At 62.0% G+C, this 23,576-nt stretch carries 22 protein-coding genes; 11 read left to right on the top strand and 11 right to left on the bottom strand.

Annotated features, from left to right (window positions below):
- Nucleotides 1-25: 25 nt before the first annotated feature.
- From CXY73_RS03395 to CXY73_RS22225, 6 genes are all read left to right on the top strand, one after another.
- Complete coding sequence (locus tag CXY73_RS03395; RefSeq protein WP_104134446.1) at nt 26-823, top strand: pseudouridine synthase; 798 nt, start codon at nt 26-28, stop codon at nt 821-823.
- Between the two features lie 27 nt (nt 824-850).
- A complete protein-coding gene (locus CXY73_RS03390; RefSeq protein WP_104176840.1) occupies nt 851-1,933 on the top strand; it encodes a prephenate dehydrogenase in 1,083 nt (360 codons plus the stop codon).
- Between the two features lie 3 nt (nt 1,934-1,936).
- Complete coding sequence (cmk, locus tag CXY73_RS03385; RefSeq protein WP_104134427.1) at nt 1,937-2,629, top strand: (d)CMP kinase; 693 nt, start codon at nt 1,937-1,939, stop codon at nt 2,627-2,629.
- Entirely contained in the window at nt 2,622-4,133 is a 1,512-nt protein-coding gene (gene der, locus CXY73_RS03380) for a ribosome biogenesis GTPase Der (protein WP_104176839.1), read from the top strand. Before cmk ends, der begins: the two co-directional genes overlap by 8 nt.
- Nucleotides 4,134-4,441: 308 nt before the next feature.
- Nucleotides 4,442-5,803 (top strand): hypothetical protein, encoded by a 1,362-nt coding sequence (locus CXY73_RS03375; RefSeq protein WP_104176838.1) that lies wholly within the window; start codon nt 4,442-4,444, stop codon nt 5,801-5,803.
- Nucleotides 5,804-6,031: 228 nt separating this feature from the next.
- Nucleotides 6,032-7,342: a UrcA family protein gene (locus CXY73_RS22225; RefSeq protein WP_199185274.1), complete on the top strand. Its 1,311-nt coding sequence runs from the start codon at nt 6,032-6,034 to the stop codon at nt 7,340-7,342.
- Between the two features lie 233 nt (nt 7,343-7,575).
- Here CXY73_RS22225 and CXY73_RS03365 read toward each other — a convergent pair whose 3' ends face one another.
- The 3 genes from CXY73_RS03365 to CXY73_RS03355 form a co-directional block, all read right to left on the bottom strand.
- Complete coding sequence (locus CXY73_RS03365; RefSeq protein WP_104134430.1) at nt 7,576-8,289, bottom strand: GAF and ANTAR domain-containing protein; 714 nt, start codon at nt 8,287-8,289, stop codon at nt 7,576-7,578.
- A gap of 159 nt (nt 8,290-8,448) precedes the next feature.
- Nucleotides 8,449-9,543 (bottom strand): SDR family oxidoreductase, encoded by a 1,095-nt coding sequence (locus CXY73_RS03360; protein WP_104134431.1) that lies wholly within the window; start codon nt 9,541-9,543, stop codon nt 8,449-8,451.
- A 149-nt stretch (nt 9,544-9,692) separates the two neighbouring features.
- Nucleotides 9,693-10,607: a DUF808 domain-containing protein gene (locus CXY73_RS03355; RefSeq protein WP_104134447.1), complete on the bottom strand. Its 915-nt coding sequence runs from the start codon at nt 10,605-10,607 to the stop codon at nt 9,693-9,695.
- 466 nt (nt 10,608-11,073) lie between these two features.
- Between CXY73_RS03355 and CXY73_RS03350 the strand changes: the two genes are divergently transcribed.
- The 5 genes from CXY73_RS03350 to CXY73_RS03330 all read left to right on the top strand — a co-directional run bounded on the left by CXY73_RS03350 (nt 11,074) and on the right by CXY73_RS03330 (nt 15,061).
- Nucleotides 11,074-11,610 (top strand): hypothetical protein, encoded by a 537-nt coding sequence (locus CXY73_RS03350; RefSeq protein ID WP_104134432.1) that lies wholly within the window; start codon nt 11,074-11,076, stop codon nt 11,608-11,610.
- Between the two features lie 163 nt (nt 11,611-11,773).
- A complete protein-coding gene (locus tag CXY73_RS03345) occupies nt 11,774-12,370 on the top strand; it encodes a response regulator transcription factor (protein WP_233198113.1) in 597 nt (198 codons plus the stop codon).
- Entirely contained in the window at nt 12,367-13,374 is a 1,008-nt protein-coding gene (locus tag CXY73_RS03340) for a sensor histidine kinase KdpD (RefSeq protein WP_104176837.1), read from the top strand. The genes CXY73_RS03345 and CXY73_RS03340 overlap by 4 nt, the downstream gene beginning before the upstream one ends.
- Nucleotides 13,375-13,516: 142 nt before the next feature.
- Nucleotides 13,517-14,332 (top strand): hypothetical protein, encoded by an 816-nt coding sequence (locus tag CXY73_RS03335; protein WP_199185273.1) that lies wholly within the window; start codon nt 13,517-13,519, stop codon nt 14,330-14,332.
- 66 nt (nt 14,333-14,398) lie between these two features.
- Entirely contained in the window at nt 14,399-15,061 is a 663-nt protein-coding gene (locus CXY73_RS03330) for a DedA family protein (protein WP_104176836.1), read from the top strand.
- Between the two features lie 416 nt (nt 15,062-15,477).
- Here CXY73_RS03330 and CXY73_RS03325 read toward each other — a convergent pair whose 3' ends face one another.
- The 8 genes from CXY73_RS03325 to CXY73_RS03285 form a co-directional block, all read right to left on the bottom strand.
- Nucleotides 15,478-16,953 (bottom strand): multicopper oxidase family protein, encoded by a 1,476-nt coding sequence (locus CXY73_RS03325; RefSeq protein ID WP_104176835.1) that lies wholly within the window; start codon nt 16,951-16,953, stop codon nt 15,478-15,480.
- Between the two features lie 490 nt (nt 16,954-17,443).
- Nucleotides 17,444-18,409 (bottom strand): F510_1955 family glycosylhydrolase, encoded by a 966-nt coding sequence (locus CXY73_RS03315; protein WP_104134438.1) that lies wholly within the window; start codon nt 18,407-18,409, stop codon nt 17,444-17,446.
- Entirely contained in the window at nt 18,402-19,178 is a 777-nt protein-coding gene (locus tag CXY73_RS03310) for a M23 family metallopeptidase (protein WP_104176834.1), read from the bottom strand. The genes CXY73_RS03315 and CXY73_RS03310 overlap by 8 nt, the downstream gene beginning before the upstream one ends.
- Nucleotides 19,171-19,824 carry a M23 family metallopeptidase gene (locus tag CXY73_RS03305; RefSeq protein ID WP_158254013.1) on the bottom strand — a complete coding sequence of 218 codons (654 nt, stop codon included), beginning with the start codon at nt 19,822-19,824 and terminating at the stop codon, nt 19,171-19,173. The genes CXY73_RS03310 and CXY73_RS03305 overlap by 8 nt, the downstream gene beginning before the upstream one ends.
- 340 nt (nt 19,825-20,164) lie before the next feature.
- Nucleotides 20,165-20,758 carry a DUF305 domain-containing protein gene (locus CXY73_RS03300; RefSeq protein ID WP_104176832.1) on the bottom strand — a complete coding sequence of 198 codons (594 nt, stop codon included), beginning with the start codon at nt 20,756-20,758 and terminating at the stop codon, nt 20,165-20,167.
- Between the two features lie 94 nt (nt 20,759-20,852).
- A complete protein-coding gene (locus CXY73_RS03295; RefSeq protein WP_146071605.1) occupies nt 20,853-21,095 on the bottom strand; it encodes a hypothetical protein in 243 nt (80 codons plus the stop codon).
- A 352-nt stretch (nt 21,096-21,447) separates the two neighbouring features.
- Nucleotides 21,448-22,776, bottom strand: coding sequence for an MFS transporter (locus CXY73_RS03290; protein ID WP_369831205.1), 1,329 nt, complete (start codon nt 22,774-22,776; stop codon nt 21,448-21,450).
- Complete coding sequence (locus CXY73_RS03285; RefSeq protein ID WP_199184206.1) at nt 22,694-23,086, bottom strand: metalloregulator ArsR/SmtB family transcription factor; 393 nt, start codon at nt 23,084-23,086, stop codon at nt 22,694-22,696. The genes CXY73_RS03290 and CXY73_RS03285 overlap by 83 nt, the downstream gene beginning before the upstream one ends.
- Nucleotides 23,087-23,576: the final 490 nt, after the last annotated feature.

The following is a 23,576-nucleotide window of genomic DNA, read 5'->3' as shown; positions in this document are numbered from 1 at the left end:
CCGCAACGCCAATTCGACCAATGACGTGACGCCCCGCGACCCCAACTTCAACCCGGAGGCCGCTGCCGACGGTGTACGCCTCCAGAAGGTGTTGGCTTCGGCCGGCGTCGCCAGCCGCCGCGTCTCCGAAGACCTCATCACCTCCGGTCGCGTGCGGGTGAACGGCAAGGTCGTCACCGAGCTCGGTCGCCGCGTGCACCCCGAAACCGATCAGGTCGCCGTCGACAACGTGGCCGTGCAGCTCGACACCACCCGCCGCTACCTCATGCTCAACAAGCCGGTCGGTGTCGTCTCCTCGATGCAGGACGAGAGCGGTCGCCCCGACCTGCGCGAATTCACTGACCAGTTCGATGAACGCCTGTTCAACGTGGGCCGGCTCGACGCCCAGACCAGCGGCCTGCTCATTCTCACCAACGACGGCGACCTCGCGCACGTGCTCGCGCACCCCTCCTTTGGCGTCTCGAAGACCTACATCGCCAAAGTGGAGGGCCGCGTCTCGCCGCAGACCATCGGCCAGTTGCAGAGCGGCATCGAACTCGAGGATGGCCCCATCCACGCCGACAAGGCCCGCATCCTCACGAGCCCTCCAGGCGGCGGCCACAGTATGGTCGAGCTCACCCTGCACTCCGGTCGTAACCGTATCGTGCGACGGATGCTCGACGCCGTCGGTCATCCGGTGGTTGACCTGGTGCGTCGCCAGTTCGGCCCCCTGAATCTCGGCACCTTGCAGCAGGGCGCAGTGCGGGAACTCACCCGCGAAGAACTGGGCCAGCTGCTGACCGTGTCCCGCCAGGCACCGAGCGCTCGCCCTGATGCTAACTAACTCCGCGCGAACTAAGGACTGAAATCCATGGCTGAAAGCCGCCTCGTCGGCCCGGTACGTATCGTCGGCGTCGGCCTGCTCGGAACCAGCGTCGGCCTCGGTTTGCGCAATCGTAAGATCGAAACGATTCTTAGCGATGCCTCACCGACCAACCTGCGCATCGCGATTGATTACGGAGCCGGGCGTGCCGCCCAGCCAGACGACCAACCGCAGCTGATCGTGGTCTGCGTGCCGCCCGACGTCACCGCCGACATCGTCGCCAGAGAGCTCGAGGCCTACCCGAGCGCGATCGTGACGGATGTCGCGAGCGTCAAGCTGGCTCCGCTGGCCGAGCTGCGCGAGCGTGGCGCCGATATCAGCCGGTACATCGGATCGCATCCGCTTGCCGGTCGGGAGAGGGGCGGTCCGCTCTCCGGCCGCGCCGATCTGTTCATCGGCCGCCCCTGGGTCGTTGCCGCACACGACGCGATCAGCTACCGTCAGGCCGGAGCAATCGACGACCTCATCCTTGACCTCGGCGCCATTCTGGTCGAGATGACCCCCGAGGAACATGACCTCGGCGTTGCCCTGGTCTCGCACGTTCCACAGGTCATCTCCACTTTGATGGCCCGCCGACTCACCGGTGCCGCGAACTCTTCGCTCAACCTGGCTGGTCAGGGCTTGCGCGACGTAACTCGCGTCGCAGCGAGCGACCCCGATTTGTGGGTGCAGATTCTCGGCGCCAATGCCGGTCCGGTGCGCGATGTGCTGCGGGCCTACCGCGACGACCTCGACCGGTTCATCGACGCCCTCGAAGACCCCACCAAGCCGGGAGCGCAGCGTCAAATCGCCGAAGAACTCGGCGGCGGCAACGCCGGCGTTGCCCGACTGCCCGGAAAACACGGCCAGGATCGTCGATTTTCGTCGATGGTGGTCATGGTCAACGACCAGCCCGGTCAGATCGCCCACCTGCTCAACGACATCGGCGACCTCGGCGTCAACCTCGAAGACTTACGCTTGGAACACTCGCCGGGTGCCCAGATCGGCCTCGCCGAAATCTCCGTACTGCCCGAGGCTGTCACCCGCCTCACCGAAGAGCTGGCCGCCCGCGGCTGGCGGATTGCTGGTTAAAGCATGGCACGTCACGCCCTCCCCACCCTCGTCGCGATCGACGGGCCGGCCGGCAGCGGCAAGTCGAGCGTAAGCCGTGCTGTCGCCCGCCGCGTCGGCTTCGCCTACCTCGATACCGGCGCCGCCTACCGGGCGCTGGCCTGGCTGGCTCTCGACCGAAAAACCGAGACAACCGAAGCGGATGCCGTCGCCGCGCTCCTGAAAGACTTCGACTACTCGATCGGTACCGACCCCGACGAGTACTTCGTGACGGTGGGGGAGACCGACGTGACCGACGCCATCCGTTCTCCGGAAGTTAGTGCAACGGTCAGCGCTGTCGCCCGCGTTCCCGAGGTGCGGGCAGCGCTCACCGAACTCTTTCGCAGCTTGGCCGCGAACGTTGATCGGCCCGGCGTTGTGGTCGAAGGACGCGACATTACGACCATCGTCGCCCCCGAGGCAGCGGTGCGCATTCTACTCACGGCATCCGAGGAGGCTAGAATGGCTAGACGCTCTGCGGAAATAACGACCCAGTCGGCTGAAACCGTGGCAGAACAGCTGCGATCGCGTGATCGCGCTGACTCACAGATTGTCGATTTCATGAGCGCCGCAGACGGTGTGATAACCGTCGACTCCACCCACCTCGACTTCGAGCAGACCATTGAAGCGGTCATCGACGTCATACACACACGCACGAAGCGGGCTTTGAATGAGTAACGAATACGACGACACGAGCTCAGCGCTCGACACCGAGCTGGCGGAACGACTCGCCAATCTCGATGAGGAACTGGCCACCCGGCGCTCAGCCGCGCTGCGCACCGACCTCGACAATTACGACCTCGACGAGGAAGACCTCGACGTGCTGCAGGCCGTCACCGACGATCCCGACGCGATCCAGTACCTGCCCGCCGTTCCGGTGATCGCCATCGTCGGCCGCCCGAACGTGGGTAAGTCGGCACTGGTCAACCGCATCCTCGGCCGCCGTGAGGCCGTTGTCGAGGACACCCCCGGGGTCACGCGTGACCGCGTCGCGTACAAGGGCGACTGGAACGAACGCAAGTTCAGCCTCGTCGACACCGGCGGCTGGGAGCCAGACGCCAAGGGCATCGACGCTTCCGTCACCGCTCAGGCTGAAATCGCCATTGACCTGTCCGACCTCGTCATGTTCGTCGTTGACTCCAACGTGGGCCCGACATCGACCGATGAGGCCGTCGTGCGCATGCTGCGCAAAAGCGGCAAGCCGGTCTTCCTGATCGCCAACAAGGTCGACGACGTGCGTCAGGAGCCCGAAGCGGCCAGCCTGTGGTCGCTCGGCCTCGGCCAGCCATGGCCGGTCTCTGCCCTGCACGGTCGTGGCGTTGCCGACCTGCTCGACGCGATTCTGCTCGTGCTGCCCGAAATTTCCAACGTTGCCAAGCAGGAGGTCGGTGGCCCTCGCCGCGTGGCCATCCTCGGCCGCCCGAACGTCGGCAAGTCCAGCTTGCTCAACAAGGTCGTGGGGGAGGAGCGCGTTGTCGTCAACGAGCTCGCCGGCACAACCCGTGACCCGGTGGACGAGCAGGTTGAGCTCGGCGGCAAGGTGTGGCGTTTCGTCGATACCGCCGGCATCCGTCGTCGTGTTCACCTCTCACAGGGCGCCGATTTCTACGCCTCGCTGCGCACCAGCGCAGCCCTCGAAAAGGCCGAGGTGGCCGTCGTGCTGCTCGACGTGACCGAGGTTATCAGCGAGCAGGACGTGCGCGTGATCGACCTTGTGATCGAGTCGGGCCGTGCGCTCGTGCTCGCATTCAACAAGTGGGACCAGATCGACGACGACCGTCGTCGCTACCTCGAACGTGAAATCGAGCAGGACTTAGCCCACGTGGCCTGGGCCCCGCGCGTGAATATCTCCGCCAAAACCGGTCGCCACATGGAGAAGCTGGTTCCAGCCCTCGAGCTCGCACTCGAGTCGTGGGACACCCGCATCGCCACCGGCAAGTTCAACGCATTTTTGGCCGAGCTCGCCGCAGCTCACCCACACCCCGTGCGCAGCGGCAAGCAGCCGCGCATCCTGTTCGGCACTCAGGCCTCGAGCCGTCCGCCGACGTTCGTGGTGTTCACCACCGGGTTCCTTGACCCCGGCTACCGTCGCTACATTCAGCGTCGCCTGCGCGAGATCTACGGCTTCGAGGGAAGCCCGATCAATCTCAGCATGCGCGTGCGCGAGAAGCGCAAACGCTAACTTTTTCTAACGGATGCGGTCGGCCCTGTTTACGCAGGTCCGGCCGCATTTTTCGCGCCTGGTTGGCATCGTTGTGAAGTTGGAATATCACGGATCGATTTGTGTCTTTGGATTTTCTGAGCCAAGCTCATGGTTTATCCTCTCGGCTCCCTACAGCCAACCACCTGCACGTACCGAACTTGTGCGCGACCCGGAATATACATAACGAGCCCATGGCATATAAAGCATCCCGCACGCCTAAAATTAACCACAACTCAACTCGTACCCCTCAACACCTCGCCGAAAGCAGCCCGCTCCGGGCTCGACGATTGGTTATTTGGGCGGCATTCGTCGCCTCGACGGTCGCCTTTTCGGGGCTCGCTGCTGTTCCGGCTATCGCCGAAGTAGGCAGCTCCGACCAAAGCGGTGCCGACCTGAGTGCCGCGGACCCGATGCGCCCGTCCATCGTTGTCCCGGCCGGAGAAAGTGTCACCGCCCGATTGGGCACTGTACCTACCGGCCTGAGCTCCATCGAGGTGGAGTACTCCACATCGAACGACGGAGTTCCCAGCCGGGTCGAAATTTCTGTCGGACCTGAGAACACCCAAACCTACGCATTCACCGCTCCGACCGGGACGAGCGCTACGGCCACCATCACGGTTCCCGTGACGGACAAGACCGACGGCACGATCACCGTGAGCAGTCGCGCCTCTACCGTGACGCTGAACCTCGCCATCGTCGGCTTTGAACGCGGCGAGGCTGGTCGCGTGATCACACCCAGTCCCGTGCTGGCGCCGGCTCCAAAGCCGTCACCCACGCCGACTGCCGAGCCCGCCCCGACTGCCGAGCCGATCCCGATGCCCACGTCGATCTCGACGCCCACTCCGGCGCCGTCGCCTGAACCTACCCCGTCCCGTGGCGGCATGCCCGGTAAGTCCAACACCGGCGTTCCGGCCGGTACCGCGCTGACCGTGCACAACGGTGACATCACTGTCACCAAGACCGGCACAGTGCTCGACGGCCTGGACATTCGTGGTCTGGTTAAAATCGAGGCCCCGAACGTCACCATCAAGAACTCGATCATTCGTGGTCGCGAATTGAACGGCATCGGGGCGCTGATCAATAATCTTGGCGGCTTCAGCAATCTCGTGATTGTCGATACCGAGCTGAGCCCCTCCATCGCGTCGCCCGACGCCATGGGCATCTACGGCTACAACTTCACCGCGACCCGGTTGAACATCAACGATGTCATCGACGGAATCCACGTTACTGGCAGCAACGTCGTGATCAGGAACAGCTGGATCCATGACAACCTGCACTACCGTAACGATCCGAATCACGGCGGTACGCCGAGTCATGACGACTCGATCCAGATCCAGGTCGGCGACAACATCAGCGTCACCGGTAACCGCCTGACCGATTCCTACAGCGCCGCGGTGCAGATCACGCAGGACCGTGGACGGGTCTCCAACTTCTCGTACACGGACAACTACGCTGACGGCGGACACTGCACGGTGAACATCGCCGAGAAGGACTACGGGCCCCTCCAGGGTACGACGATCACCGACAACAAGTTCGGTCGCGACACCAGTCTGAACAACTGTGCTGTCATCGCGCAGACCTCGACGAAGATCGATTTCGCTCGTAACTATTTCACCGATGGCAGCCCGGTAAAAATTTCGAAAGGATAATTCCCCAAAATCCTGAAACGGATGCGGCCGAACCTGTTAACGCAGGTCCGGCCGCTTTTTTTGTCAAAAATTCGCTAATTGTCTACCCCTGAACTGGGGTGAACCTGAGAAAGCTATGTGTTGGCTTGTGACATTCCCCATTGTGGGCAATGCTCATCTTAGTCACCACGGCCCCCTACAGCCCTCACTCGCACCGCCCGATTCTGTGCACTAAACGAAATGTGAACCATGATCTCCACTGCTTTCGCTTCACGTTCCACCGCTCGACCTTCTCGCCGCCTGGCCCTCATCGCCGCGACCGGCGCATTCGCCGTCGCGTTCAGCGGCCTCGCCGTCATTCCGGCCAACGCCGCCGCCAACACCGTCACGGTTGCCGTGCCCGCCGGAAGCAAGGTCTCCTACGACCTCGGCACCATCCCGGCCGACGCAGCCTCCGTTGACGTCACGTTCGACACCACCGCTGCTGCCCGTACCGACATTAAGGTTCTGGTCGGTCCGGAGTACACCCAGCGCTACTACTTCACGGCTCCGGTCGGAGATGGCCCCGAGCGCAGCTACACGGTTCCGGTCACCAGCAAGTCAGACGGAACCATCGTCGTTGCCAGCAGTGACGCCAACGTCAAGGTCGAAATGACCGTCGTCGGCTACACCAAGAAGGTCGTTCCCGCACCGGCACCCGCACCGGCACCCGCACCGGCTCCCGCACCGTCACCGGCACCCGCGCCGGCTCCGGCTCTCGCTCCGGCGCCGACTCCGGCGCCCACCAGCGGCACGCCGAACGGGACGAACACCGGCGTTCCCGCCGGCACCGTACTCAAAGTTGTCAACGGTGACGTAAACGTCACTACCCCCGGCACCGTGCTCAACGGCCTCGACATTCGCGGTCTGGTGAAGATCAACGCGGCCAACGTCACGATCAAGAACTCCATCATTCGCGGTCGTGCCGATAAGCCCGGCGTGCTCATTAACAACCTGGGTGGTTTCAGTAACCTGGTCCTGACCGACACCGAAATCTTTCCCACCGTCATGTCGAACAATAACCACGGGATCTACGGTTATAACTTCACCGCGACCCGCCTGAACATTCACAACGTCATCGACGGCATCCACATCACCGGCAGCAACGTGACCGTGCAGAAGTCCTGGATCCACGACCACGCCCACTACGCCAAGGACCCGAACCACGGCGGAACGCCCAGCCACGATGACGGCATTCAGGTTCAGATCGGCAACAACATCAAAATCGACGGCAACCGCCTGACCGGCAGCTACAGCGCCGCCGTGCAGGTTACTCAGGACCGCGGAAAGGTCTCCAACTTCAGTTTCACCAACAACTACGCCGACGGCGGACACTGCACAGTGAACATCGCGCAGAAGACCTACGGCCCCCTGCTCGGCACCGTCATCAAGGACAACAAATTCGGCCGCGACACCGACAATTTCAACTGCGGCATCGTCGCGTCGACGGCGACCACCATCGATCACGCCCGCAACTTCTTCACCGACGGTATCGCCGTCACCATCCGCAAGGGCGCCTAACCAGAAGAACTCACCACCAGGCTAGCTCCCACCAAGAATTCCCTTGCAGGACACCGGGCGGGTCCCACGTGCACACAGCACGCGGGGCCCGCCTCTTTGCATGTCCAACGCCCCGAGACGGCCCCGCGTAGCGGCATACCGCCAATTCCACGCCGCCGGTGCTCGATCGCGCACTAGCCGACGGGCTCGCCGTCCTCGCCCTCTTCAACTCTGCCGGTCTCATGCCAGGCGCTCTAGATCATCACGACGTTGTTGATCACGTTTTCGGCGCTTTGGCGCATAGGCTCCTGGTGTGCACGGGCGTGCTCACGGAGGCGTTTGAAAGCGTCATCCATATTGATGTTATTGCGTGCGGCGATGACGCCTTTGGCCTGCTCGATAAAAACCCGGCTTGTGAGTGCATGCTGCAGTTGAGCATTCACCGTGGCGTTTTTTCGAGCCGAGCGTTCGTGAAGGAGGCTAACGGTCGCGACATCGGCCAGCGCCTGACCAATTACCGCGTCCTCAGTACTCAAGGTGCCCTTTCGTTCTCGAAACAGATTCAGCGCTCCGATGGTATTGGGGCGTAACCGCATGGGAATGGCATGCACGGATTGGAAACCCTGCGACAGCGCTGCCGCCTGAAAATCGGGGTATCGGTGTCCGTCCGTCGCAATATTGCTCAGCGTGACGACCTCACCGGATCGATAGGCATCAACGCAGGGACCTGCTCCGGCCCGGTGTTGCAGTACCTCGACAAGATGGCTCTCCTCGCTCGTGGCGGCAATGACCTGAAGGTTACCGTTCGAGTCAGCCAGAAGAAGACCCGCCGCGGTAGCGTCGAGCAACACCACACATTGATCGACCAGAGTGCGCAAAAGATCGATGGCGTCGTATTCTCCGACCAAAGTGTCAGCCAGTTCAACAAATGCTCCGCTTACCAGCGCGGCGCGTGTCACGTTCGTCATAGCAGTCATTTTGGACTCCAACCCGCAGTTATCAACGTCCCAGACCCGAATCTCAGTGATTTGGTAGGTCGTTCGGTGGCCGGTACCACCACTAGTGGCGGGCCGCAGATCGCGCGGCGAAGGCCGCATCGATCGAGCGATATATTCCCCGCTAGGTGGTCAGTCTGCTGTGTCAGGTATGAGCTTTTCTGCACGGTAGCGGTCGAAAAGAGACGTGAATGAGTCAATCGTGCGATGGTGTGGGGTGAAGCCAGCGAGACGGCTCTTGGTGATGTCGGTGAAGACTTCGATCTTGCGGCCGAGGTCCGCGTCGGTGTGCCACCAGGACGCGATGCGCCCCAGGTCTGACTCTACGAGGCCGTGCGTGGCGGCGAGCTCGGCCCAGACCGACTCCATGCCGGCCATCTGCACCTCAAGGGGTCGCGGCTCATCGATGTAACCTTCCGGCTCGACGCCGAAGTATGCGGCGATCTTTGGCCACATCGCTCGCCAACGAAAGATATCGCCGTTGACCACGTTGAATGCTTCGTTGGCGCCGGCATCCGTTGTCGCGGCCCACACCATCTGCTCGGCGAGGATGGTCGCGTCGGTCATGTCGGTGACGCTGTTCCACTGCGTCTCGCTGCCGGGGAAAACGAAGGGAATGCCGAGGTGTCTGCACAGGGATGCCTGCGCAGCGAGGGTGAGACCCATGTTCATGAGGTTACCGACCGCGTGGCCGATCACGGTGTGTGAACGGTGCACTGACCAAGTGAATCCTTGGCGAGCGGATGCCGCGAACAGCTCGTCTTCCTGCGCGTAGTAGAAATTCGCAACGTCGAGGCGCGGTTCGTCTTCGTGGAAGGGGGTGTCGGGCATATTGCCCTGCCCGTAGGCTTCGAACGGACCGAGGTAATGCTTCAGTCCGGTGACTAGGGCGACATGGCCAACCGGGGCGTGGGCCAGTGCAGCGAGGAGGTCGCGGACCATGGCGGCATTCACCTCGATGTTGAGTTCTTCGGTCTCCTGACGGGACCACGCGGTGAAGAAGACCTGCTCGGGGTTCTCATCGGCCAGTGCTCGCATCAGGTCGGCGCCGGAGCGGAGGTCTGCCTGGATCCAGCGGACGCCGGGTAGGTCACGGCCGCTGCGGCGGGCGAGGGCGAGCACGTGCCAGCCCTCGGCAGCCAACTGGTCAACGACGGCAGATCCGGTGATGCCGGAAGCTCCGACGACGAGGGCGGTGCGGTTGCGTGGTTCGGGTGACGTAATCATTACTCGGTGCAACCTCGTGGGGTGTGAGGTATTCCTTGCCGCCGAGGCGGGTAGCGGGACCAGTAGGCCGAATTAGCCACGATCTCAACTATGAGTAGATGTACCTGCGTCGCGAACCGGGTAGTGCGGTCACCACGCCTGCGCGCCAGCTAGACATTTGGCGCTGAGTGTTCCTCCGCGATGGCGTCTGGCCGGTCCCGCTTAAGCAGACCCGATACTCCGAAAGCAATCCCGATGATGATTAGGCCAAGAATGAGGCCGAACACAGCCGACATCGCGGTGTCGGATACCCAGACGACGACGGGTCCGGCAGATTCGACGGCATCCGTCGCCGCGTGCAAAACGTCGTAGGGGCCGTGCCAGAAAGTTTCGGCCAGGTTGGCGATCACGAGGTGGCCGCCGACCCACAGCATGGCGACCGTGCCGATGATGCCGATCACGCGGAACACGGCCGGCATTGCGGCCACAATGCGTGCGCCGGTGCGTCTTACCCGCCGTGCGGGGTTTTTCATTAGCGACAGGCCTACATCGTCAATCTTGACCAGCAGCGCGACGGCGCCATAGACGAGCACCGTCATGCCGAGACCGATCACCACCAACGCGCCGAGCGTCATCCAGAGCCCAAAATCGGGGTCGAGGCTTGCCAGCGCGATCAGCATGATCTCTGTGCTGAGGATGAGGTCGGTGCGAATGGCGCCGAAGATGAGCTTGCCCTCATCTCGCGATTCGGTCTCCTCGGTGCCGTGATGCGCGCCGAACCATTCGGTGACTTTCTCCGCACCTTCGAAGCACAAGTAGGTGCCGCCGAGAATGAGCAGCCACGGCAACACCCACGGCGCGAAGGCTGACAGGAGCAATGCGAGCGGAATGATGATGACGAACTTGTTAAACAGACTGCCGAGTGAAATGCGCCAGACGACGTGCAGCTCGCGCGCCGGCGACAGCCCCTGAACATACTGCGGGGTGACGGCCGCATCGTCAATGACGACGCCGGCGGTCTTGGCGCTCGCCTTGAGTGCGGCGGTGAGTATGTCATCGACGACGGCGAGCAAACCGACTGACATCTGGTTCTCCTCCTGTGTTTCGTCATCCTCCGGACGGGCGACGGCAATGATGTCCACAGTACCTTGGGAACATTGGGCGTGACGGGGCGTAGAGCAGGCATCTTGCGATTCCGCTTGTCGAGTGTTGAGGTGCCTCCGCGCACCTCAGACCGTTGTCCGTTGTAGGCGAAGTCCCAACTGGCTTCGTGAGCTAACGCATCGTCGGCGGTAATGGCGGTAATGGCGGTAATGGCGGTAATGGCGGTAATGGGTTCGGGCGTCAGAATGCCCGCGATTGGCCGCGAGGTTTTCCGACCCCCGCCCGATGCCACAACGGATGCAGGCGCGATCCAGGCTCGATGGGCCTCTTCCGACCCGATGCGGCGGAGGCTTCGGTCCCCAGGAGCGCCATCGACGTGGCAAAGGTGCCACATTACTTCGGCCCCACCCGAATTGGGCGAACAGCCCGCAGGCGTTAGCGGATGCGATGGTGAAAATCAGCCTCGGGACCCCGACGCCGATCCTGTACGGTAGGCCGCTGACCGAGCGCACGCACGCGACTGACTATGCGAAGCCGACTGGTGAGTTGGGGCCGGTATTGGTCATACTCGACCACTCCAAGCTACCCGCCGGCACGCTCAACGACTTCCAGAGTTGGAACCAGGGCACCGCCGGAGCAAGCCCGACCACTTCGGCGGGCAACCTCTTCCATGCACTAGTGCTGCGACCGACCGGCACCGCGGGTGAGCTCACTGTCATCGACACCAGCTCCGAGCTGGAGGTGCCGACACCGACCGTGGACACCGGTGAGGTCGAAACCTATTCCGTGCCAGCAGTGACAGTTCAAAAGGATGACGTGATCGGCTTCTACGACCAGGGCGTTCCGTTGGACACCGATGTCCCCGCCAATGGCGACACCTTGAGCACCCCAGCGAGCGGCGATTCGACCATGGCCACCAACGTAGGTCCGGCCAAGGACAGCACGGTCAAGCTCGGTGCTTCTGGCTATCGGTGGCGCTGGTGAATGCGGCCTGGTGGCTTTCACTGTCACACTGGAGCGAACGTCGATCCGGCCTGTATGCTGGACCCGCCTACGGAGGAACCGCGGATGCCCGCTGAGAGTACGGCTCGTGCCCGACTGCTGCTGATCGAGGACGATGCCAAGCTCGGCCCGATGATCCGGGGACGTGCTCACGGAAACCTACAATGTCACGCTGGTTACAGACGGTGCGGTTGGTCTGGCAGTCGGCCTCGTTGGTGAATTCGAGGTGATGGTGATCGACCGGCGCCTGCCTGGGCTAGACGGGCTGGGAGTAGTTGAAGCCCTCCGCCGCAAATTGGTCACTACCCCCATCCTGCTTCTGACGGCCCTGGGAACCACCGGCGATAAAGTGGCCGGGCTCGATATCGGCGCCAACGATTACCTGGTCAAGCCGTTCGAATTCGAGGAGCTCTTCGCGCGGCTGCGAGCCATTCGTCGGGTGTTCACCGGGGAGGGTCGCACGGTGCTGGTCGGTGGGTGGGAGTACTACCCGGACAGTCGCACGATCTATTCCCCGTATGACGGGCGTATCCTGCTGACGGTCAAGGAGAACGAACTGCTCAAAATGTTAACGGATGCCCCGCAACGCACGTTCTCCCGCCAGCAGATCCTGCGAACCGTTTTCAGCGCTGCGGACACCGCCGGAACGGTGGATACCTACGTGCACTACCTTCGGCGCAAGACCGACACCGACATTGTCCTCACCGTGCGCGGTGAGGGCTACCGTCTGGGACAACCATGACCCGCCGAAAAATTCCCGTCATCGACAGCGACACCCTCGCCATCCGTCGGGCCTCCCGTCTTGTCGGTACGCGAATCGCAATCGCGTGTGCTGCGGTCGTGGCTGTGGTCGTCGTGGCCGTGTTCGTCTACATCCTGTCCGAGATCTCGCCCGGTGAATTGTTTGAACCAGTGCCGGACACTGACAACCTGCAGGTCAGCGCCGTCAAGCTGCTGCGCGCTGCCGCAGTTTTGGGTGTGGCCTTGATCGTTCTCGCAGGGGTGTTGAGCTGGCTGGTCACCCGCCGCGCTGTGCAACCCCTCGGCGACGTGCTGCGCATCCAACGAGCCTTTGTCGCCGACGCGAGCCATGAACTGCGCACCCCGCTCGCGGTACTCGATGCCCGCCTGCAAATCCTGCAACGCACACTTTCCGCCGATGACCCGTCGGCCTCGGTCGTCGCGGAGCTCCGCAGCGACGCGAAAGACCTAATCCACATCGTCAACGACCTGCTCGAATCGGCCGAAGTCGGTGGCGCAGCCGTGCATGACACGGTCGTGGTCGATCTGATCGCTGCCGTTGACGCCGCCGTGCAGTCGATGGCACTCATTGCCGTCGACAAACACGTCAACATCGAACTGGATGCTCCGCAGCTCGCGTCGGTGCGGGTGCCAGCAATCAGCATCACCCGATGCGTAGTCGCCCTGCTGGATAACGCTGTGCGTTTCGCGCCGTACGACTCGGCCATCACTGTGAGCGTGGCCGTGACCAAGAAGACTGTGGCGGTCACCGTGCGCGATCGAGGTCCAGGCATCCACGGCATCGACCCTGCCCGAATTTTCGATCGGTTCGCCCACTCCGCCCCGCCGGATGCCGACGGCGATGAGTCCCGCACCGGGTTTGGAATTGGCTTGTCCCTGGTGCGCGAAATTGTTGTGCGTTACGGCGGATCCGTGCACGTCGTCGATAGCACTGCCGCGGGCACAGCACTCTGCCTGACCGTTCCGCGGGCAAAGCCCGCCTGATCTATGCCGTGACCAACGAAAGTCGTTCGTCGAACAAAAGAATGCGAATTCCTAGATCCCTGGCGGCCATTGTTGGTTTCTGTGAGAAGTCTTAGACGCCGCCGTGTTCGCTAGTGCTACCGCCCCATTCCAGGAGGAACACTTGTCCACGACCTCAACGCTCTTCTCGACCGTTTCGCCCGTACGGCATATCCTGACCAAGGTGCCCGAGGTGACTCTCATCTTTTGGGTGATCAAGGTACTCGCGACCACTGTGGGGGAGACCGCCGCCGACTTCCTCAACGTCGACCTCGGCCTGGGTCTCTCGATCACTTCGGTGATCATGGCGGTCCTGCTCATTGTCGCCCTGATCGTGCAGTTCAGACTGCACAAATACACTCCGGCCGTCTATTGGCTGGCGGTGGTGTTCATCAGCGTCGTAGGTACTCTGATCACCGATAACCTCACCGATAACCTCACCGACAGCCTCGGCGTGCCTCTGTGGGTCACGACGGTTGTCTTCGCCATCGCACTGGCCGCAACCTTCACCGTCTGGGCCAGCTCGGAGAAGACTCTCTTCATCCACTCGATCTTCACGGCCCGACGGGAGACGTTCTACTGGCTAGCAGTGTTGTTCACATTCGCCCTTGGCACCGCGGCGGGCGACCTCGTAGCTGAGGGACTGAACCTGGGCTTCCTCGTAGCACTGCTCGTCTTCGCTGCCGCCATCGCGCTGGTCACCGTGGCGTACTTCGTCTTCCACCTCAACGCTGTACTCGCCTTCTGGATCGCCTACATCCTGACCCGTCCGCTGGGCGCATCCACCGGTGATCTGCTCTCCCAGTCCGTCGGCGACGGCGGTCTGGGACTTGGGACCACTGGAACCAGCGTGCTGTTCCTGGCCGTGATCCTCATCCTGGTGATCGTACTCATCCGCCGCGCACACACCACGACCGCCCAACTGACGGCCACCATATAACCCCACCCGCGTGCCGTAGAGGATGCCCGGCCCGTCTTCAGAAAACTCAGAGAAAGCCCTTGCAGCATGAATACTATGACCGTCACCGCACTGCCCACCTCCGGTTTTCTGGATCCGCAGTCGGTGATCGCCAGCGCCGGCGGCTGGGGCCTCGTCGTCGTGTGCGTGATCGTGTTCGTGGAGACGGGCCTGCTCGTCGAATTCTTCCTCCCCGGTGATACCCTGCTGTTCTTCACCGGCGTTCTCACGCTCAGCGGGGTGATCAGCCAGCCGCTCTGGATTGTCATCCCGACGATTGCAGTCTCGGCCGCGCTGGGCGACCAGCTCGGCTATATCATCGGGCGCACGACGGGCCGGCGCATTTTCGACCACCGCGACTCCGGCCTGTTCAGCCGCAGAAGCGTAATGCGAACGCAGGGGTTTTATGATCGTTTCGGACCGGCGGCCGTCACGATCGCCCGCTTCGTGCCCGTTGTGCGCACCTTTGCTCCCGTCGCGGCCGGCGTGGGCAAAATGCCGCGGCGCCTATTCACGATGTTCAACATCGCCGGCGCGGTGCTGTGGGCGACCGAGGTAGTGCTCCTGGGGTTTGGGTTGGCTCATATTCCGGGCGTCGCCGACTTCGCCGCACATTACATCGACCTCGTACTGATCTGCATCGTCGTGCTCTCCGTGCTGCCCGTCGTGATCAGAGCCGTTGTTTCTCGCCGCCAGAATTCTCGGGCGTGACCATCGGTGGGCTATTCGGCCACGCCGACCGTCGTGAGGTATGGGGCGTCTCATCGTGGTCCCATCGGCGACGTCGCCCCCCTGACCGAATCAGGCGATGCCGTTGGCGTCGCCTGCACAGCGCCAAACGGCGTGCAAGCTTTCGAAATAGATGCCGAGGATCTGGTTGTACAGGACCCGATACTTCCGGAACTGCCGGAGGAGGGATGGACGTGCGGCGACGCATCCATTAGAGCAATAACAACGTGCCGGTGCACCGATCTGCAGTCGTATCCCTTCACCGAGAATTTTGCTCCGGAGAACCCAGTCACAGGGTGACGACGTCGTGCTCTGCCCTGTGGATGCATAGTTGGTTCCGTGGACGCCTATTGGTGTTAGTGCAGCCGTGCGGCGAGCCCGAGACCCTGATGATGTGTTCACAGCGCTTGAAGAATGCCCATCATTCCGGCATCTTCATGGTCGAGAATATGGCAGTGGTAGACGGTTCGTCCCCTAAAATCGTCGAACGCGATCCGAACGCGCACGCTGCTGAGCGACGGTATATTGACGACGTCCTGCCAGATCGCTGATTCGACTGGTCGGCCATCCTGTTCAATGATTTGCATTGGCCAGACGTGCAGGTGCAGTGGGTGGTCGAGGGTGCTGGTGTTAGTGAGCGTCCACTCTTCGACGCTCTCGAATTGTACGGTGGTGTCGATGCGGGTGGCATCAAATGCCTGGTCGTTTATCGTGGCGGACATCATGCCGCTGCTCATGCCGCCACCCATTCCCATAGCGAAAACCAACTCGCGGCGAGCGGTGATGGTCGCCGAGCGGAGGTCGTTCGATGCAGGCTGGTCGGGTACCGCGGCCAATTTGACGCTGCGGGCCGCGACCACTGCGAACGTAGCCAACGCAATATCGACAGAGGTAGCCGTGCTGCCACTCATCATTCCGCCGCCCATCATGCCGTTGGATGCGCCGCGGTCGTAGGGGAGAGCTCGAAGCGTGGACGTGCCGACGCGACCGGTCACCAAAAGGTCGGCACGATTGCCAGGGGCCAAGACGATTTCGTCAACATCGCGGGGAGATTCGAACCGGCCGGAGTCGATGCCGAGGAGGGTGAGTTGTTGCCCGTCGAGTCGAAGCCGCAGATAGCGGGAGGTGCACGCGTTGACGAGCCGCCAGCGTTCACGCTCGCCTGCGCCAGCGCTCAATGCGGGGGAGAGTTGCCCGTTGACTAGAACGAGCTCACCCTCGCGACCCGACATTTTCTGCATCGCCGTGGCGGTTGGAATGGTACAGGTCGAATCGAGGGTGATGTCGGAAATGACCAGCACGCGCTCCCGGGTGGCGGCAATCTCCTCAGGGTCTTCCACGATGATGGCGCCATAGAGGCCCCCGAACACTTGGTCGGCGACATAGCCGTGGTGGTGTGGGTGATACCAATACACACCCGGCGGGTGGTTGGTAGGTAGTTTGTACTGGTAATCGAATGAAGCGCCAGCTTCAATCATGACGAACATGTTGTCGCCATTATTCTCCGGCGAGACGTGGAGGCCGTGCACGTGCAGGTTACTCGGATCTGCCAGACCATTGCGAAGGCTGACGTTGAGTGTATCTCCAGCTCGAACGCGCAAAGTGGGGCCGGGCACGCCACTGTTGTAACTGAGCGCACGCACGTCACGGCCAGCAATGCTGACCTTCTGAGACGACGACTCCAAGGACACAGTCAGGACGCCGCCCGAACTGCGCAGCTCATCGGGCTGGACAAGGGCGACACCAGGCGCGTCTTCCGACGCTGCGCGCCTCCCCTTTTTTTGATTTACGACGAAGGCGGTCCCGCCGATGGCTACCCCGCCAACTCCTACGCCGCCAAGAATGAGAGCGTTTCGGCGACTAATATCAACCATCATCGTCCTTCGCCGAGCACCCGTATCTGTTCGCGGTACTGCTCTGCCGTCAGCTCCCCGCGGGCAAATCGCTCATCGAGCATCTTCCGCGCGCTGGTTAGATCAGGCGGCGCTGAGGGGGACGGTGACGAAGGACCACGCTCCCCGTTTTTTGTTGATAAGCGAATGATGACGTACACGAGAATTGCGATGCCGACCATTGCTAGCAGTCCGAATCCCCAGGACCATCCCATAGTTCCGTTGTCCCACATCATGATGCGATACCTTTCACTACTTTGAATAGCTTCTATTATACCCTTAGGGGTATTTTTCCCGTTGGAAGTCTGCCGTACACATTCAGATCGGATTGTTGCCCGGCGCCTAGGCCGGTACGTTAGCGCGCGTAGGAAAAAGGTTGAAGGAAGCGTGGCAGCGCTGGGTACGGTGCCGCTGCCGGTGCTGATGAAGCGAACGTCGGTCGGATGGCCTATGTCCTCCGGTCATCCGGTCGCTATTTGGACAGCGATACCAGAGCGGTCCAGGAACTCCCGAAGTCGTTGCTGGCGGCGATGCCGGTGGCATCCGCGACGAGGATCCAGGGCGAGGATCCGCCGACGACGGTGAACGCTTCCGGGGCGCGTCCGGTCGTTCCGGTTTGCGTCCACGTCTCGGCGACCTGACGCCAGATTCCGCCGCTGGGATCCAGACCGACCAATCTTCCGCCTGCGTTTGTGTCGACGGCGTCCAGCAGGAGCAGCGCCGGTGCACCGGTCAATGCAGTGAACGTGCGGCCCGCGTCGGTGCTCACCATGACGCCTGCGGCGGTCGTTGCGTAGAGCCGATCGGCTTGTACCGGATCCGCGCTCAGGTCGCGCAGGGTGAGAACCGCTCCTGCTGTCCAGGTGAGGCCGGAATCGTCACTGACGGAAATGGCGCCGGCACCCGCGTCGTACCCGTAGACGCGGAGGGTGCCGTCGTCGAGGGGGACAGCATCCAGATCGTGAAAATCGGTCTTGCCTGCCAGCGACAGTGCCGTCCAGGTGGACGCACCGTCCGTGCTGGAGATAAGTCCCAGGTTGGGCAGTGCCAGGTCGCTGGGTTCGGCCGGATCGGGATGACCAGACGCTAATAACTGACCGGGCGCAGCCACAGTAAAACCCATTGTGTCCTGCGCCCGGCCGGCGATCTGTAGCGGCTGGGTCGTGTTCGCTCGCGGCGCTCCGGTCAGATAGGTGTCGGGCAGCATGCCGGTGGGAATGCGCCACACGCCCTGGTGGGTTGCCGCGTAGGTCTCTCCAGTGAGGGGATCGGCGCCGAGGCCATGCACGTGCTCGAAAGGGTTCGCCGCCGAGTCAATGCTGGGCGATACTGTCGCCGAACCCGAATCGTTGGCGGAACAACCCGTGAGAATTATCAGGCCAACGAGCGGGAATGACAGTGCAATGATTCGGCGCCGTGACCGGTTGAATCTAACCAAGAGTGACTCCTCGCGCGCTCATGAAGGGTTGTGGATTGATGCGGGCACCATCGACTCGCGTTTCAAAGTGCAGGTGACAACAGCCGTCGGACGCACCCGTTGTCCCCACAAGAGCGATGGTGGCGCCCGTGGAAACCTGTTGCCCGGCGCTGACGAGCAGTGAGCCGTTGTGTGCGTAACCGGTTGGGGTATCATCCCCGTGGTCGATGAGGACCCAGTTGCCGTAGGAGCCAAGCCAGCCGGCGTAGCTGACTGTTCCAGCGGATGCTGCGGACACGTTCTGCCCGCAGCCCACGGCGATGTCGGTTCCATAGTGGAACGCACCGACCCCGGCCACTGGTTTGTAGGGCCGAGCCCAATACGCTGAACTAATCCAGCCTGATAAACCCTGTGCGTTGGGCCTGCTGCTGCCGCCTGCAGGCCTGCTCAATGCTGCGGCTGCCGAAGCTGCAGCCGCAGCAGCGTCGGCCCGGTACCGCAAATCTGTCGCTCGCAAGGTCGCATCGTCGAATGCGTTTTGCGCGGCCTCGTAGGTGGCCGCACGACGAGATGCTTCCGCACGCGCGGCATCCACTTCGGCGTTGAGGCCTGTGATCAGCTCAGTCAACTCCGTGATCTGCGCTTGCTTACCCGCTTCGGATGACCGAGCGGTTTTCACATTAGACCAGCTCGGGTACTCCGCCGCGCCGGCCGGCGCCGCGATTCCGAGGAGCGACAACACCGTCACCACTACTAGAGCGACCCGTGCGCGAGTTCTGCGCCTAGTCAAGAGAGACCCCCCGGTTTTTCATGAATCCTTCCGCATCGATGCGTTCACCATCGATACGTGCTTCAAAATGCACATGGCAGCCGCTGGATGCACCGGTCGTTCCGACTATCGCGATGATTTCTCCGGCCACGACCAGCTGACCGGAGTCGACGAGGAGCTGACTGTTGTGGGCATATCCCGTCTCGACGCCGTTGCCGTGGTCGATGAGAATCCAGTTGCCATAGGAGCCCTGATAGCCAGAGATGACAACTTTGCCTCCGGTCGCCGAGAAGACGGGTTGGCCGCAGGGTGCGGCTATGTCGGTTCCATTGTGGAAGTCGCCGACACCATCAACGGGTTTGTTCGGGCGAGAACCGAAGGGGCTCGATATCCGGCCCAGAACTGGTAGAGCCCAGCCTTGATCGCTGAGCTGGCCCGGACTCAGGCTGGCCCATTCGCCGTTGCTGGCGACTTCGGTGTAGGAGGCCGGTTCGGGTGCTTCCGTGATGGTATATCCGTCGCGTTCGATGAGAACGGATGCCGTTCTTTTTGCCGTGACGCTTTGCAGGTCATTCGTCTGGTCGGCGCTGGTAGCTGTGGCTTGCGCTGGTTCCGTGTTGACCACAAGCGCGGGCAGAGACGTGCTGATTGCGAAGAGTGCGATCATGGCCATGGCGCTTCCGGCCGCAGCGCGCTGGCGCAACGGGATGGGTCGGGGGGCCACAGTCTTGGCGGGTGGCGCAAGTTTCGAAGGGCCGGATCGGCGCGTACGCAGCCTGCCCTCCAATGCGCGCGCATCGCGTCGTGACAGTTGCGCAATAGCGCCGGAGATGTGAGGCGCTGTGGCGACGTGACCGGTGTTATCCACGGGGCATCATCCCGGGATTACGCATCAGATGAAAATTTTGACCACGATACATGAATATGTCCTTGCCGGTGATTCAGAAAACGAACGGTGGGTTCCAGGGGCGGGTCATCCAGAGGAGAACCCGCCCGGACGTGCCGCTCTAGAGCGAGGCGAGGAGCTCGGCCATGACGGCAATTTCGGCCGTCTGCGTCTTGACGATGTCGGCGGCCATCGCCTGCGCCTCCGCATTCTCACCATCATCAAGTTCGAGCTGAGCCATCGCGACAGCGCCTTCATGGTGCACTGTCATCTGTTCGAGGAATAAGGTGCTGGCCTCTACTCGCGAGGCATCCTGCAGCGCCATCATGTCGTCGTCGGACATCATCCCGTCAGCACCACCGCCCATACCGGACATGCCCGGCATGCCGTTTTCATCCTCGCCCCACGCTGTCAACCAGTCTTTGAGCTGCGTGATCTCCGGTTCCTGAGCGACCTTGATCTCCGTCGCGAGGTCGATCACGCTTTCATTAATACTGTCCTTCGCAAGGAGGTCATCGCTCATTTGAACTGCTTGTTCGTGATGGGGGATCATCATTTGCGCAAAGGTCACGTCGCCAGAATTGAACGTCGCTGTGGCTTGGCTGGCCGAGGGGCTTGTTGAGTCGCTGGCCGGGCTGCCGCCTGCGCATGAGCTGAGAGTGAGAGCTGCCGCCAGGGTCACAGCGGCATAAAAGAAGGTTCGTGGTTTGAGCATCGTTTGTCCGTTCGTCGTTAAGTAGTAAAAACCGAGTGGCCGCGGGCACGGCAGGATTCCGAGGCCACGTGCTGGCTCGGAACTACATCACGGTCTAAACGCGACAGATGGAGAGAAGGGTGAGGCTGGGTCGCTGAACCGGCAGAGCGCTGGTGCGCCAGGAGTTCAGGATGATGCCGCCGGCATCGAGCAAGCGTCGATACGTGGCCGGGAGCTGAGTCAGGAAAACCAGGACGACGAGAGTGAGGAGCAGAACGCAGGTCATTGCCAGCAGAGCGCAATCAAGCATCCCGTCCAGGCTCCCTGACGAAATTGCCGCTACGACGGGAGTAGCCATGACAGCAGCCATACCCATTCCCGAAGATTGCTGCTCAGCGACACTTGATGCAGTAAGGGCCGGTGTGTGCATGGCATGCCCGGTAGCCTCGGAATGAATTGCGAAAACGGCAAAGAGTAACGCGGTTAGAGCAAGCAGGGAAACGAAAGGCGACACAGAGACGGGCGCAACCAGCCATCGTACCGCGCGCTCCCTCGTCATCTCACCTACTTGTCTACCTTCAGCCCACGAATGAACTGCCACTGTCTTCCCTCGCAGAATACCCCACGGCGGGCGGGGAATCCTGAATGCCAGTTTGACGGGAGCAAAAACCACGGTGCGTCACGACATGTTCTGTGACCAGTTCGGGCGGTCAAGACAGCTTTCTCTCCGACAGCGCTCGTTGATTCACCTCTGCGAGAGGTGTCGTCTGAGTCGTCCAGGCTCGAACCGCAATGATCCCAGAGATTATCCCTATACCGGCCAGTACAGCGGCAGTAGGCACCAGCCCGAGCAGGGCGCCGAGTATTCCGGCCAGAGGGTAGGTCACGATGAAGCAGGCATGAGAGAGCGAGAATTGTGCAGTAAAGACGGCCGGCCGATTAGTCTCGTCCGACGAGCGGCGCAATAGTCGTGCCGATGGCGTCAGGATGAGCGCGGTCGCGGCGCCCATCACGAACCAGATCACCAAGAGACCAGACCAAGTCAGGGTTGTCGCCGGCGCGCAGACAACACCGGCGAGGGCGAGAAGTCCGACCGGCAGCACCGCACAGCCGAGAAGCATGACGTTTCGGTCGGCAAAACGTTCGAATACCCGCGGCAGCGCGAGCGCGACGAGCATAGACCCGAATCCGTAGCAGGCCAGGGCGAGTGCAAAGTCGGACTGCGCGCGGCCGAAATGGCTTTGCACGAGCACGACAGTGTTGACAATGACCATGCCGGTTGAGGTAGCGACGACCATGTTCATGGCCAGCAAGGCGCGCAATTCCGGTGTGCGAAAGAAGACCCGTGCGCCGCGGGTGAGTCGCTCCCAGAATGGTGTCGGAGGGGAGGCGTGGTGCGCCGGCAGGGTAGCCGTGAATACGAGTAGGGCGGAGCCAACGAATCCGACGACCGTGCCTACGAAGAGGGAGTGGTAGCTGATCACGGTCAAGAGGGCTGCAGCGAGGATGGGGCTCAGGAGTGACTCGAGGTCGTAAGCCAACCGGGATAACGACAGAGCCCTGGTGTAGTCACTCTCGTTTGGAAGCACGGCCGGTAGCAGAGCTTGGAATGCGGGGGTGAACGCGGCCGAGGCGGCTTGTAGTGCGAAGATGAGCACGTAGATCTGCCAGGCTTCTGTGACAAACGGCAGCGAGAGTGCGACGATCGCGCGCAGCACATCCGCGGACACCAGCAGGGTCTTTCGCGGCACGTGCGTCGTCAGCGCAGAGATCACTGGGGCGACGCCGACATAGGCGAGCATTTTGATCGTCAGTGCGACGCCGAGCACGATGCCGGCGTCGCCGCCGGCGAGGTTGAACGCGAGCAGACCCAAAGCCACGGTGAGCATTCCTGTACCGATCAACGCCACGATCTGCGCGCTGAACAATCGCCGATACGTTCGGTTGCGCAGAACCTCAAGCATGAGCACCCACATCGTGAGTGTCAGCTGCCCGCTCAAGCGGATGCCGGTGGTGCGCCGGTGTGCCGTCGGCAGCATGCTCAGCCTGAAAAATAGCGTCCGCGACGAGCTGGCGGGCATGCTCATTGGCCAGACGGTAGAACACCCGTGTGCCCTCGCGGCGGGTCGCCACGAGGTGCCCGAGCCGCAGTTTCGCGAGGTGCTGGGAGACGGCAGCTTGAGACTTATCGACCGTCTTGGCGAGCTGGTTTACCGAGAGCTCAGTGTCTCGCAGAGCCAGAATGATGCGAATTCGCGTGGCGTCGGCGAGCATCGCAAAGACCTCGACGGCCAGCTCGACGTACTCTCCATCAGAATCAAGCGTGCACATCTTCTTATCTGCATTCATACGCAGATTATTGCACATGCGTTCAGCGATGCGATAGAGGCGCGGAACCGGGTGAGATCAGCCATCCCACTTGCGGGCGAGACGCAGATGACCAGCTATGGCGTTAGTCGGCGGGCTCGTCGCGGCGCGTGCCAGCGTTCTTGAGTAGGCCAGAGCGTACTTCGTGTGGGAGCAGCGGTAGTGGGCAAGGACGAACACACGGATTCCAAAAATCTAAGCCCGTCAATCGAATTTCGGTGGTGAAGATGTGCATATGGTTGGCTGTGGTTACGTCGGGTTTTACCATTGGGAAACACGGCCGCAGTCAGCGACCTCGGCGCGCGGGTGGGCGTTGATCGCCCGTGTTCAGCATTTCTTCGACGAGTCCGACGGCACCTACGACTACAGTTTCGTTCTGCCGCCCGAATAGGACATCGCGCCACATCTTGCGGGAAGCAATCACTTCACATTGGGACTGCACGACCAAGATTCAGCCGTGCAGGCCCGACGA

Source organism: Cryobacterium sp. Y50 (genome assembly GCF_002929805.1).
Classification (GTDB): Bacteria; Actinomycetota; Actinomycetes; order Actinomycetales; family Microbacteriaceae; genus Cryobacterium.
Note: the sequence above shows the minus strand (reverse complement) of the source record. Positions and strands in the feature narration are given on the sequence as shown.

Excerpts from the sequence above, each read along its gene's own strand:
- CXY73_RS03390 (WP_104176840.1), top strand. The coding sequence starts at position 851 with ATGGCTGAAAGCCGCCTCGTCGGCCCGGTACGTATCGTCGGCGTCGGC.
- cmk (WP_104134427.1), top strand. The coding sequence starts at position 1,937 with ATGGCACGTCACGCCCTCCCCACCCTCGTCGCGATCGACGGGCCGGCC.
- der (WP_104176839.1), top strand. The coding sequence starts at position 2,622 with ATGAGTAACGAATACGACGACACGAGCTCAGCGCTCGACACCGAGCTG.
- CXY73_RS22225 (WP_199185274.1), top strand. The coding sequence starts at position 6,032 with ATGATCTCCACTGCTTTCGCTTCACGTTCCACCGCTCGACCTTCTCGC.
- CXY73_RS03365 (WP_104134430.1), bottom strand. The coding sequence starts at position 8,289 with ATGACGAACGTGACACGCGCCGCGCTGGTAAGCGGAGCATTTGTTGAA.
- CXY73_RS03360 (WP_104134431.1), bottom strand. The coding sequence starts at position 9,543 with ATGATTACGTCACCCGAACCACGCAACCGCACCGCCCTCGTCGTCGGA.
- CXY73_RS03355 (WP_104134447.1), bottom strand. The coding sequence starts at position 10,607 with ATGTCAGTCGGTTTGCTCGCCGTCGTCGATGACATACTCACCGCCGCA.
- CXY73_RS03350 (WP_104134432.1), top strand. The coding sequence starts at position 11,074 with ATGGTGAAAATCAGCCTCGGGACCCCGACGCCGATCCTGTACGGTAGG.
- CXY73_RS03340 (WP_104176837.1), top strand. The coding sequence starts at position 12,367 with ATGACCCGCCGAAAAATTCCCGTCATCGACAGCGACACCCTCGCCATC.
- CXY73_RS03330 (WP_104176836.1), top strand. The coding sequence starts at position 14,399 with ATGAATACTATGACCGTCACCGCACTGCCCACCTCCGGTTTTCTGGAT.
- CXY73_RS03325 (WP_104176835.1), bottom strand. The coding sequence starts at position 16,953 with ATGGTTGATATTAGTCGCCGAAACGCTCTCATTCTTGGCGGCGTAGGA.
- CXY73_RS03305 (WP_158254013.1), bottom strand. The coding sequence starts at position 19,824 with ATGATCGCACTCTTCGCAATCAGCACGTCTCTGCCCGCGCTTGTGGTC.
- CXY73_RS03300 (WP_104176832.1), bottom strand. The coding sequence starts at position 20,758 with ATGCTCAAACCACGAACCTTCTTTTATGCCGCTGTGACCCTGGCGGCA.
- CXY73_RS03295 (WP_146071605.1), bottom strand. The coding sequence starts at position 21,095 with ATGGCTACTCCCGTCGTAGCGGCAATTTCGTCAGGGAGCCTGGACGGG.
- CXY73_RS03290 (WP_369831205.1), bottom strand. The coding sequence starts at position 22,776 with ATGCTGCCGACGGCACACCGGCGCACCACCGGCATCCGCTTGAGCGGG.
- CXY73_RS03285 (WP_199184206.1), bottom strand. The coding sequence starts at position 23,086 with ATGAATGCAGATAAGAAGATGTGCACGCTTGATTCTGATGGAGAGTAC.